The organism is Caproiciproducens puteiluti (assembly GCF_052442865.1).
In the GTDB taxonomy this organism is placed as follows: Bacteria; Bacillota; Clostridia; order Oscillospirales; family Acutalibacteraceae; genus Caproiciproducens.
The window spans coordinates 3,235,593-3,247,611 of sequence record NZ_CP194790.1 but is presented as its reverse complement, the minus strand read 5'-3'; the positions used below and the strand labels follow the sequence as shown (position 1 = coordinate 3,247,611).

11 protein-coding genes and 1 pseudogene are annotated in these 12,019 nt (G+C 51.2%); 7 read left to right on the top strand and 5 right to left on the bottom strand.

All coding sequences use genetic code 11. The annotated features are described in order from the left end of the window. The 5 genes and pseudogenes from ACRQU7_RS15760 to ACRQU7_RS15740 form a co-directional block, all read right to left on the bottom strand. On the bottom strand, nt 1–870 hold the full coding sequence (locus ACRQU7_RS15760) for a phage tail domain-containing protein (RefSeq protein ID WP_444641703.1): 870 nt from the start codon (nt 868–870) through the stop codon (nt 1–3). After that, nucleotides 871–2,676: a phage tail protein gene (locus ACRQU7_RS15755; RefSeq protein ID WP_444641702.1), complete on the bottom strand. Its 1,806-nt coding sequence runs from the start codon at nt 2,674–2,676 to the stop codon at nt 871–873. It abuts the gene before it with no gap. After that, a pseudogene (locus ACRQU7_RS15750) lies at nt 2,669–2,998 on the bottom strand (Gp15 family bacteriophage protein); the annotation flags it as partial. The gene ACRQU7_RS15755 and the pseudogene ACRQU7_RS15750, both read right to left, overlap by 8 nt. A 10-nt stretch (nt 2,999–3,008) precedes the next feature. Then, complete coding sequence (locus tag ACRQU7_RS15745) at nt 3,009–3,359, bottom strand: hypothetical protein (RefSeq protein WP_444641701.1); 351 nt, start codon at nt 3,357–3,359, stop codon at nt 3,009–3,011. 58 nt (nt 3,360–3,417) lie between these two features. Then, on the bottom strand, nt 3,418–3,852 hold the full coding sequence (locus ACRQU7_RS15740) for a phage tail tube protein (RefSeq protein ID WP_141397627.1): 435 nt from the start codon (nt 3,850–3,852) through the stop codon (nt 3,418–3,420). 403 nt (nt 3,853–4,255) lie between these two features. Between ACRQU7_RS15740 and ACRQU7_RS15735 the strand changes: the two genes are divergently transcribed. From ACRQU7_RS15735 to ACRQU7_RS15705, 7 genes are all read left to right on the top strand, one after another. Further along, nucleotides 4,256–5,053 carry a DeoR/GlpR family DNA-binding transcription regulator gene (locus tag ACRQU7_RS15735; protein ID WP_444641700.1) on the top strand — a complete coding sequence of 266 codons (798 nt, stop codon included), beginning with the start codon at nt 4,256–4,258 and terminating at the stop codon, nt 5,051–5,053. Between the two features lie 297 nt (nt 5,054–5,350). Further along, on the top strand, nt 5,351–6,346 hold the full coding sequence (locus ACRQU7_RS15730) for a reverse transcriptase family protein (RefSeq protein WP_444641699.1): 996 nt from the start codon (nt 5,351–5,353) through the stop codon (nt 6,344–6,346). Between the two features lie 227 nt (nt 6,347–6,573). Next, nucleotides 6,574–7,299, top strand: a complete 726-nt coding sequence (locus ACRQU7_RS15725) for a GntR family transcriptional regulator (protein ID WP_141826174.1) — start codon at nt 6,574–6,576, stop codon at nt 7,297–7,299. Nucleotides 7,300–7,388: 89 nt separating this feature from the next. Next, entirely contained in the window at nt 7,389–8,861 is a 1,473-nt protein-coding gene (locus tag ACRQU7_RS15720) for a xylulokinase (protein ID WP_444641698.1), read from the top strand. 129 nt (nt 8,862–8,990) lie between these two features. After that, complete coding sequence (locus tag ACRQU7_RS15715) at nt 8,991–9,815, top strand: CoA-transferase (RefSeq protein WP_444641697.1); 825 nt, start codon at nt 8,991–8,993, stop codon at nt 9,813–9,815. A 16-nt stretch (nt 9,816–9,831) separates the two neighbouring features. Further along, nucleotides 9,832–10,728: a CoA transferase subunit A gene (locus tag ACRQU7_RS15710; RefSeq protein WP_444641696.1), complete on the top strand. Its 897-nt coding sequence runs from the start codon at nt 9,832–9,834 to the stop codon at nt 10,726–10,728. A 29-nt stretch (nt 10,729–10,757) separates the two neighbouring features. Beyond that, on the top strand, nt 10,758–11,936 hold the full coding sequence (locus tag ACRQU7_RS15705) for a CaiB/BaiF CoA transferase family protein (protein WP_444641695.1): 1,179 nt from the start codon (nt 10,758–10,760) through the stop codon (nt 11,934–11,936). The last annotated feature ends 83 nt before the right edge of the window (nt 11,937–12,019 follow it).

Genomic DNA, 12,019 nt, shown 5'->3' with positions numbered 1-12,019 from the left:
CTACGCCCCCCAATACGCCTGAGTGCTTAAAATGGACACGCTTAGGCTGTCGATGCCGGAATCGGCATCATACCGGAACAGGTTATCCCCTTCGTATGCCATCAGCCATTTGGGCGGGTATGCCATGAGATTATTGATATTGAAGGTTCTGCCACCTGAAATCAGCTGGACATTTTTGTTTCCGGTGCCGGTGGTAATGAGAATCTTATCGCCGATGTGCATCGTCGTATTTATTTTCATCAGTTCATGCCGGTTAATGTCGTACAGCGAGGGGTTGACTACCTCACCGGAAGCCGTAAACGCCACAGTCAAACCCATTGGAACGGAGCTGTCGTTATGGACGTTTCCGATGAGGGTGTTTACCTTTTCCGTCAAAGCAAACGGCTCTTCCCTGATTTCCACGTCCCATTCAATCAAACCGTCCCACGCGGCAAGCTGAGTCAGGCTGTCCTGAGCGGAATAAAATCTGGGATCGGGGCAAATGAGCGAAATTGTGACGCTCCGCGTTTCATACGGCGAGCTGCCCGCGGGGGAGAAGCTTTCCGCCTCAGGATCGACTTTTTCCACGTAATAACCGATTCTTTTAGGTGTGCCGCCTTCAAGGGTAAGCGTTCCGGGTGAGTTTTTCTGAAAAAAACGATAGAGACGTCCAACCTGTTTTTCAAAATCCCCGCGGCTGATCTCCAGATTGAAAACAATGTTGCGCTTCTGTGCGTCGGAGCCGTTGTAGTTTTCTCCATCCTGTCCGCTGGTTTTCGCAGTATAAACGTTAAAGGAAGAGCCGAGACCGTCTACGGAGACCAGCCAGCAGGGAGCGAAAGCTCCAAACGACATCGTTGCTCCGCGGGTGTTATTGCATATCAGTTTCATTCAGCGCCTCCGAAGAAATAGTGATAGTCTTTGTGCGTTCTGCCTCTCCTGCCGCGCGATTTCCACAGGACTGAGCGCCTTGGGACTCTGGAACGTCGGGTGATAGTCAATCACCGGGCGGGAAATGCCGGCTGCAAACAAAGAGCCTTGCTGCTGCGCTGCAAAAGCAGAGCCGCCGCCTGACACGGCGAGAGCCGGGGTCACACTCAGCCCCACGGACATTGCTCCGGCGAGGTCCATCAGTGCGGCAGTGACCAGTGATTTATTTTCAAGGATACCCGAAGCAAGCCCTTTCATCATATCCGGCATCCAGGTCGGAAAATCTACGAGGGGACCTTCGTCGGGTACGCTGAAATGCAGAAATTTCCGAATATCCTGCGCGATTCCATTCACGGCGTTGCCGACCGCATCCGCGGCAGATTTAATTCCGTCCACAATGCCGCCAATGATGTCTTTTCCCCATTGGAGCGCCTGGTGGGGCAGATCCTTAATCCAGTCGATTGCCTGCCCGATTCCCGTCTGAACAGCACTTACAACCGTATGGATCGTGCTGTCTATACCGCTTTTCATCGATTCAAACATTTTTGCACCGATCTGCATCAGGGTCGCAGGCAGGGAGCGGAACCAGCTGATAATCGAGTCCCACAGCGTTGTGATTCCGGTTTTAATCTTTGTACCGGTTGTTGTGACAATGGAAACAAAACCGTTCCATGTGCTGGTAAAGATGGTTCCGATAACGGTGAACACACCGCGGAAATACTGCTGAATGCCGGTCCAGATTTGCTTGAGCGCATTCTGAATATTTGTGAAAATCTTTATCAGGTCCGGAAGAATTTTTCCAAAGTTCCCGGATATCAGATCACAGATCAGCAGTATCGGACCCAGAATGATGTTCTTCAGAAGAGTAAAGGTGCCGGTGAAGATATTCTGTACTCCGGTCAGGATTTGCTTAAAGGTCGTCTGAAGGCCGGTGAATGGTGTCAAAATGGACTGAACGAGAGGCTGAACCATCTTTTTAACAACCGCGGATATGGTGTTCCAAAGATTCGTCATCCCTCCGGTCAGCACGCTCCATAGATTGGTAAAGTAAGCCGGTATCCCGACGACAAACGCTTTAATGTTGTTCCAGGTATCCTGAAAATAATGCAGAAAGGTACCGGTGAACCAGGTCCCCAGCACTTTTGCTCCTGCTTGCAGCGTATTCCAAAGATTCTGAAAGAACGCGCTGATCGGTCCCCAGTTTTTGAATATAACTACTGCCAAAGTGGCAATTGCCGCAATGGCGAGAAAAACAAGCTGTTGCGGACCGAGTGAGAAGACGCTTTGCAGAGCCTTTGAGACTCCTTCAAGTCCGCCGCCAGCCGCTTTAAATGTCTGTAACCCCTGACTGACGCCTGACAGCGCCGTACGCATATTTCCCATCTGGTCAATTGCAGCACCGAAAAAGTTTGCCGCATTGGTCGCTGTATCGACTGTAGCCCCGACTTTGCTGGCAAAGTCCTGAATCATCTGTGCCTGTGACGGTCCCAGATTTGCGGCAAGTTTTTCCGCAAAATCCTGAAAATCAGAGTTTGTACTGCTCAGCGATTCGGAAATCTTTTTAAACCCTTCGGAAATTCCCGGAAGCGCAGTATCGAGGGCGTATTCAAATTTGGCGGATATACGATCGCCCAGATCGGAAAGAGAATCCGATATTGCTTCTTTAAGGAGCTCCCCGGTTTCTTTTCCGTATTCGACCGCTTGGTTCAACAGTTCTTTCACATCCAGCTCATAGGACAGTGATATTTCTTCCTTGCTATCAGCCATCCTGATCCCTCCTTTCATAAAACATGGATTTTAAGCTTTCACGCAGCTGCTCGCTGTCTTCAAGCTTCTTTTCAGGCGTCGTCCGGCTGTTCAGCCAAACGTACCAATCGTTCCGCAGCTTTTTCTGCGCAGGGGATAATGAATTCAATTCGTCCCCCTCTGCCGTGCGGACCGAGATGATGCGGGCAAGCTGACTTTCTCCCGGAAGGTTGGCCAGAAAAGCGCTGAATTCCCGCCAGCTCATGCGGGTTTCCGCAAGCCTCAGGCGGATGCCGTAGGACGCTGCGAACGACGCGCAGATAAGGTCGTAATCGTATTCGGGATCGAACCCGTTATTTTGTACGGCGTTCCGGCTCCCGAAAGGAAGATGGGGATGCTTTTCCCATCTGTTCTTCCAGTTCGCTCATCTCTTTGCCGGTCATCGCGGCCATAACAGCTATTTCCAGCTTCTGAAGAAGGGAAAAAGGGATACTGTGGGAAAGAATTTCGTCTGCCGCAGCCTCGCCGCCGGTCAGCGAAAAAGAAAGGAAACTGCGAATGGAATCTGCGTCGCCTTTCAGGTCCGAAGCAAAACGCTGCATGCTCAGCACTTTTTTAAAGTCGCTGTCCACCTCGTAGGACTTTCCGAAAATCGTTACGGCGGGCCGGGTCTGATCGGTATAACGGTCAAGATCAATGTTCAAATTTTTCATCCTTTCAAAAAGCAGGTCGGGCATAAAGCCCGACTTGTTTCTTCATTTTTTACGCATGTACCGCTTCCAGATATTCCGGCTTTCCGTCGACGGTATAGGTCCATTCCATGGAATCCATATCCGTTGAGGCGCCGCCGAACGACGAGGTAATGTCGACAAGCCCGTCGCAGGAAAGGGCGTCGCCGTTCGGGAAAGTGATTTTCAATACGGCCGCACAGTCGCTTCCGATGGACAGCAGCTTATTTGCAACGAAATCGTTGCCGGCGTCGCCGTAGCACCGCTTTCCTTTAAAAGTCAGGGACAAGGTTTTCCCGGTTACCATGTTTCGGGCCCAGCCCTTTAACTCCATCGGGTTCCAGGCTTTTGTGGTTCCTTTCAACTTCATCTCCATACTTTCCACGTTGGAGACCGTGCTGAGCTGCGGTTCCCCTGTTTCTACGGGTGTACCAATTTCAATTTTGTAGTCGCTTACTGAATAAACCATTCTTTTCCGTCCTTTCAAAATTTAGTTGCGGTCTGAAAACCTCCTTCGATCGTTTATCACATGTTTTGCCAATGCTGAGGGAGGTATTTCTCTCAACTACCCCTGCTAAACAATGAGAAATTGCCTTGAACAGGCTAATTAAAAAAGAAATGATAAAAAATATTTAGATGGATATCATGCGATCCCCTTAAAAACTGTTGGAATTAAGATATGTTTCTGACAGACAGTGCCCCCGGCTTTGCCGGGGGCACTGTCTGTTTATACGAAAAATGAATCAATTGACGTTTTTTCTTCATTATGGTAAAATGATCCTAAATACAACAAAAGAAAACAAATTTTCCTGTTTGATAATGAATGGTTCGGATACCCAAAATGTCTTTATAAAAAAGGGGAGGTTTGGACAATGGAAATGAGTGCCGCACGACGCAGAATGGAAATTTATCAGCTTCTGCAAAAGGAGAGCTCCGTGGCGGTCAACGATCTGGCGGAGCGGTTCCACGTTTCCGCCATGACGATTCGCAGGGACCTTCTTTTCTTTGAAAAACAGGGCTTTGTGACAACCAGCTACGGGGGAGCGTACTTAAATACCCGCACGGCGATCGAACCGAGCTTTTCCGTGAAATCCGGCCAGATGACCGATCGAAAGAGGGATATCGGGTACGAAGCGTCCCAACTGATCGAGGACGGCGATACCGTGATTATCGACTGCGGAACCACAACTTTGCAAATCGCCAGATACATCCAGGAAAAAAAGCTGACCGTTATTACCAACTCTTGGCCGGTGGTCCAGTATTTGGGGAGCCGTCCGAAAATCCGGCTGATTCTTGCCCCGGGGGAATACAACGAGGTTTCCGCGGGAACCATCAGCGGAATGACCGCCGAGTTTTTTCAGAATCTCCGGGCCGACAAGGTGTTTTCCGGTACGCACGGGTGCAGTCTGGAGTACGGCGCAACAGTGCCGGAACCGGAGGATGCTCTGGTAAAGAAGGCTCTGCTCCACGCCGGAAACCGGAAATACCTTCTGGCGGACCATACCAAATTCGGACAGACGTATCTGACCCGGTACGCCGACCTTTCCGAATTTGACTGCGTCATCACCGACGGCGGCATTCCGCAGACATATTACTCCAAGCTGGAGAAGGTGTGTAAAAAAATCATGACCGCAAGGCAGAACGCGGCAAGACGGGAACAGAAGGATTAAGAACTGCTGCGGCAAAAAAGCTGGGGGTGGGCTGGATTATTTCGGCCCGATGTGGTAAAGTACATGATAAGCGGAAACGGCAGCAGATTCTGCGGATTTTTTTCGCAGGAGGACGGCGAGTCGCCGCCCCCGAAAGGGTAAAAGGACCTGCGCTGCGCGCGCAGAAAGCAATCCTCACCGTGTAACCATACACTTCATGTATTTTAAAACACGGCTGCGGTTGCATTCCGAAGGAAGATTTTGTGCCTTTTCCGCTTATTAAAAAATCAGCCGGGTCTGCGGCAGGAGGCAATGGCCATGCTTCATACGCTTGAAGACTTTTGCAGATATCTTTACCATAACCGGGACGAGCGGAAGTTTTACCGGTGCTATTACCAGCTTTTGCGCCTCTCCCGTGAAAAATACCGGTGCGGCTGTTACACCCTTCGTGAGCTGCCGAAAGGAGAATCCGGCACGCGGCTGCTCTGTGTTCCGAACCGCGCGCTCAGAAGGGTCCAGAAAGGCATTTTAGGGCTGCTGCCCGCCGCCGGGCCGTGCTGTGTGACCGCTTATTTGCCGGGGAAATCCGTACTGGACAACGCGCGCCCCCATCTGGGGCAGCCTTTGGTGGTCAAGCTGGACATCCGTGCTTTTTTCGACAGCATTTCTTTCGCGCAGGTATTCCGCGCCATTGACCATGCGCTGGAGGCTTCTCCTTACGTGGGGTGCCATTATCTGAATGCGGATGACCGCTCTTCTTTGGAAAATCGGAATTACAACAGCGTTCTCAGCTTCTATTTTGCGCGTTTTTGCACCCGGGGCGGCTCGCTTCCCCAGGGTGCGCCGACCAGTCCCCTTCTTTCCAATCTGGTTTTTGGGCCGATCGACGGCCAAATCAGCGCGTATTGCGGCAGGCGCGGGATCGCCTATACCCGTTACAGCGACGATATGACTTTTTCCGGTACCTTCAATCCGCTGGCACTCATCGATTTTGTGCGGCGCGTTCTGGCGGAAAACGGGTTCACCCTAAACGACCGGAAAACGCGGATTTTAAATCGCGGACAGCGGAGAAAGATTACCGGGGTAGTGGCAAATCAAAAGCTTCAGGCCCCCAGGGAATACCGCCGCGATATCCGCAAGGAGCTGTACTATATCCGAAAATACGGATGGGAGTCCCATCTTTCTCATGAGCATATAGCGCAGGGGCCGGAGGAGTACCGGCGCGGCCTGCTTGGGCGCGTCGGCTTTGTGCTGCAGCTCTGTCCTGCGGACGGCGAATTTCAGCAGTACAGGCAGTGGCTTTTGGAAAATTGAAAGGCGCGCCGCGGCCGGTCATTGTATAATTTTTTTATGATCCTTCGGGCATCTCTTCGGAGATGCTTTTTTTATTTCCAGTTTTTTCTTTAGACAAATTCGCTAAATATGGGCGCGTATTATCTACCGGAACTGTTATTTTTTGATTGACGCGGAGGAAAAGATTGTGATATAATAAATACACAATAACAATAATAATACAATATTGCGCAGCAGGGGGCAAAGAAATGATTGATAAAACAAAACCAATACCGTTATATTATCAGATTAAGGAGCAAATCAAGGAACAGATCAAATCCGGGGAACTGGTCCCCGGGGACAAGCTGCCTACCGAACAGTGGTACAGCCAGTATTACGGCGTAAGCCGGGTCACCGTTCGCAAAACGTTGGGCGAGCTGATTTCGGAAGGAATTATTGAGCGGATGAGAGGACAGGGGCCCGTGGTGTCCGCTCCCAAATTCAACCGCCAGTTGGGAAGGCTGACCGGCCTGCATGAAGACCTGACCAGCAGCGGGATCAGTGCGACTTCCCGAATATTGAGCGTGAAAATGATTCAGGCGAACGATGTCTTGGCTGAGCGGATGGGAATCAAAGAAAATGAGGATATCATTTCGATTTACAGGGTGCGGTACGCGAATAAACAGCCTTTCGCAGAGCAGAAAATTTATCTGCGCGACCGGTTCTGTCACGGACTTGATGCCTATCAGCTCGAAACCAATTCCCTGCTAAAAACTCTGGAAGGTACATTTCAATTAAAGATAGCGCATGCTGAACAGGTGATTGACGCGGTGCTGCCAACGAAAAAGCAGTGTGAAAATCTGGATATTTCTGACAAAACGCCGCTGGTTAGAATGAAACGAACCACTTTTCTGCAGAATGGGGACGCGGTGGAATATACAGAAATCTATTACGTTTCCGACCGTTATAATTTCTCGATGAAGCTGTACAGGTAGCGTATAATTACTTAAATAAATAATAAGGGTGGCTTTTCTGTGAAACCGCTCTTTTTATTTTACTATTTTTTAGACGGAGGATATTGAAAATGGGAAAAAAAGCGTATCTGACGATCGATGTAGGGTCAAGTTCCATACGGGTGTCTCTGTTTGACAATAGTCTGGAATTTTTGCTGGCGAAATCCAAAAAAATTCTGGCTTCGCCTTCCATAGACGTCAATCTGTATTTTAACGAAATCAAGGGATTAATTAGGCAGGTCATGGAGAAAACGGATTATGAAATATGTGCTGTCGGGGCAAGCTCTCTGGTTGGCTGGGTTGCCCTGTCACAGGACGGGACCCCGCTGGCTCCGGCACTGACATGGATGGATCAGAAAAAGGAAGAGCAGGAGGAATTTTCCCGCTCCTTTGACCCGAATGAATTTTATGAGCGCAACGGCAGAAAGCTCAGCCCGGAGCTGGGGGGCCTGAAGCTGAGGCACTTTAAAAATGCCGACCCGGCTCTTTACTCCAAAATCAGCATCTTTTTTACGATCAAGGATTTTATCAACTACCGGCTGACCGGAAACGCCTGCATCGACTACACCTCGGCGTGCTATACGATGCTGTTGAACGTCAGAGAGATGGACTGGGACGAGAGGCTGATCGACGCTTTGGGGGTCGACGGCAGTAAACTGCCCCGACTGAAAGCAAGCTGGGAGGCGGCGGGGTCGCTGACGAAGGAGATGGCGGAGGAACTCGGTTTGCCGGCGGGAATCCCTGTAGCGGTCAGCGGGCCGGACGGGTCGGTGGGCGTGCTTGGCGCCGGAGGAGTGAAAGGCGGCGTGGCGGTAAGCGTCATGGGCACGACGGACGTAACCTTCGCGGTTAGCGACCGGTGGGCCGTGGACCCGGAAAATCGGGTGATGACGAATCCCCACGTCCTTCCGGGACTGTGGCTGGTAGGCGGTTCGCTCGGACTCTCCGGGGGAACGCTTGACTGGATGAGCAATGCTCTGCTTGAGGGGCGGCACAGCCTGAAAGAGCTGGACGATATGAGCTCTAAGGTGGCCCCCGGGGCGGAAGGCGTTCTTTTTATTCCCAGCCTGACCGGTGAGCGCACCCCCTTCTGGAACGCCAATGTCAGGGGAACCGTTACGGGTCTGACGCCCTCGCACGGGCCGCGGCACCTGTTCCGGGCATTGCTGGAAGCCAATGGGTATACTATTCGAAATGTGATGGAGATCATTGAAAACGCAGGAATCCCGGTCTGCCGTATTATTTCCATCGGGGGCGGCGCCAGAAGCGATCTGTGGATGCAGATCAAATCCAGCATCACCGGAAAAACGGTTGTCGTGCCGCGTATTCTGGAAGCAACCACCAGAGGCTGTGTGATTCTCGCGGCGCTTGCGGCGGGGGAGCAGTTTTCAAAGGAGCAGCTGGAAAATCCCGTCGACCGGATTTTTGAACCCCGCCTGCCGGATAAGGAGCAGTACGATGCACTGTATCCGGAATATTTGTCCCTGATGAAGCTGGCCTGTCAATTTTATGATTTGGTACAGGAGAACAAAGCCGACTCTTAAATTTAGCAATTTGCATAAATAGTGTTTTGGTTATTTAGAGATTTAATTGATTGACACCATATGAAAATATATGATAACATATATACACTAAGACAATATAAATACAATATTAGAAAAAAGGTGCTAACATTGAAAACGGCAAAAGACTATACCCTTTATGAATTATTGGCCGTGAACATTTCCAAGATGTTCAGAGATGACGACGTTGGGTTTACCGGGCTTGTCACCGGCGACCAGACCGCCGTGATGGCCTCCATGGTTCCGTTGGCGGCTATGTCGCTTGCCCAGCATACTCACGCACCGAACATGACGGTGCTTCTGGCGGGAATGCTCCACAATCCGGACCTCTCCAAGCTGACCACGGTGCCGAATTCCGAGTTTGAGCCGACGTCCGTGGACGTGGACAGCGAAGCGATGATGCTGGGTTTCCCCGCTCCATGGTGCGTAAACAGAGGGGACATTACGGTAGGGTTTTCTTCCGGCGCGCAGATCGATGCTTACGGTAATATGAACAGCGTCTGCATCGGCGATCACGATCATCCGAAGGTACGTCTGGTAGGCGCAATTTTCCAGACGGAGCATCTGGCGCTTTTCGGGCGCGAAATCATTACCATGAAGCTTGAAAAAAGAAAATTTGTCGAAAAGGTGGACTTCGTTTCCGCCGTGGGTTACCCGGGCGGCCGCGAAGGCAGGGCAAAGCTGGGACTGAGCGGTGCGGGACCGGAATATGTGGTAACGGATAAATGTATTTTCAGTTTCCATGAGGTCACGGGGCGCATGCAGCTCTACTCCATCCACCCAGGATATACTCCGGAGGATATCCGGAACGAGACGGGTTTCGCCATTGAAAATCTATACGATGCAAAAGAAACACCCGCTCCCACAGAGGAAGAGCTTTATCTGCTGAGAAACATCATTGATCCCAAAGGCCTGCTCCTTCCGAGATCAATATAATTTAGAGGTGTAGAAATTGGAACTGAAAGAAAAATTAATATCCATGAAAGAGGCTGCTTCGCTGGTATCCGACGGGGACCGGCTTGCAATCGGCGGATGTGCTATTCACGCCCATCCGATGGCTTTTCTGAGAGAGCTGGTCAGGCAGAAGAAAAAGGATCTGACCGTTGTCGGTTCTTTGAACGGACTTGACGTTGACCTTCTGGCAGGAGCCGGAATGCTGAAGAAAGTGGAGACCTCCTATGTGGGGCTTGAGCGCTACGGGCTTGCGAAAAATTTCCGAAGGGGAGTCGAGCAGGGCGAGTTTCAGATGGTGGACTATTCCGATTATCTGGCCTTCAACCGTTTTCACGCCAGCCTCGAGAAGCTCAGCTTCTGGCCGTGTTCCTATCTGGGGGGAAGCGATATCCTTGCCAAGAACCCCGATATCAAAGAATTCAACTGCCCGCTGACCGGGAAGAAATACTACGCGGTGCCCCCGGCGGACCCGGATGTGGCAATTATCCATGCGGCTGCCGCCGATGTTTACGGAAATGTTCTGATGCCGCAGAAGCGCTTGGTTCCGCAGGGAGTGGACGTGCTGATGGCGCGTTCCTGCGACAAGGTGATCGTCACCGTCGAGCGTATTGTGAGCAACGATCTGATCCGCCGCCACAACGATCTTTGCTTTATTCCGAAATACAGGGTTACGGCGGTTGTACACGCCCCGTACGGTGCGCATCCCTGCTCCATGCCGCAGTTCTACAATGTGGACGAAGGGCATTTTCAGGAGTATGTGGACGCAAGCTCCGACAAGGAGAACTTCTCCAAATACCTCGACGCCTATGTCACCGGGGTGGAAGATCAGGAAGAATATCTGGAAAAAGTAGGGGTGAAGAAACTGCTTTCTCTTGATTTGCCGACATTTATCTAAGCAATATTGGAAAACCGGGGAGAGAATGTATGAAAGCATTAGAAGGTATCAAGGTAATCGACTTATCGCGATATATATCAGGCCCCTATTGCGCTCAGCTTCTGGGCGACATGGGGGCGGAAGTCATCAAGGTGGAATCACCCGGCGGCGAAATCGTCCGCCAATATGAGCCGGCGATAGACGGTAACGGTTTCTATTTCATGGTCTTCAACAGGAATAAGAAGGGGATCACGGTCAATTCCCGCACGGAAAAGGGAAAGGAAATCCTCAGAAAGCTGTTTCAGGAAGCGGACGTCGTTATTCAGAACTTCAAGCCGGGTACCATGGAGGCTATGGGCTTCGGCTGGGAAACGTTACACAAATTAAATCCACGACTGATTCTGGCTTCCATTTCCGGCTTTGGCAGTACGGGACCCATGGCGGAGTATCCTGGCTTTGATTCCGTCCTGCAGGCCATGGGCGGCCTGATGAGCATGACGGGCTCGCCGGATTCGGAACCGTATCTGGCCGGCACCTATGTTATAGACTACAATACGGCGAGCAACACCGCCTTCGGAATCCTGTCCGCCTTATACAGCCGCGAAAGGACCGGAGAAGGTCAGCACGTGCAGACTTCCCTGCTCAACACGGCCGCGTCCCTGCTGATCGAAGCGATCCCACAGGATTTGCTGCTGCACCAGCAGAGGAACAGAATCGGCAACAAGGATAAAAACACAGCTCCTGTGGGATGCTTTAAGGCGAAGGACGACTATGTCTATATCATCGCGGCGCCTCAGGCGCACTGGGAAAAGCTGGCGGCCGTAATTGGAAGGCCCGAGCTGATCACAGATCCGAAATTCCTGACGGTGGCCTCCCGGTACCAGAACGCCGACGAACTGAACGAATATGTCGCACAGTGGGCGGCTGCCCTCAACCGCGACGAAATCGTCGAAATACTGAATCAACAGGGAATTCCGGCGGCTCCGGTGCTTTCCATTTCCGAATTTATCCGTCTGCCGCAGGTGAAGCATAATCAGCAGATTATTGAAGTGCCCTATCAGGGCGTAGGAAATATTCCCATGCAGGGATTCCCCGTGCAGTTGTCCAAGACACCGCCTCAAATCACAATGGGCCCTCCGAATTTGGGGGAACATTCGGTTGAAATACTGAAAAGTTTGGGCTACACCGAAGAGCAAATCAATGAAATGTCCGAAAAGGGAGATATTTAAACGCGGAAAAGCAATGACTTTCGGCGGGATTTCAACAGGGAGGTGAGGGAATCAAGAGAGCTGTTTTTACCATCATTGCAAAG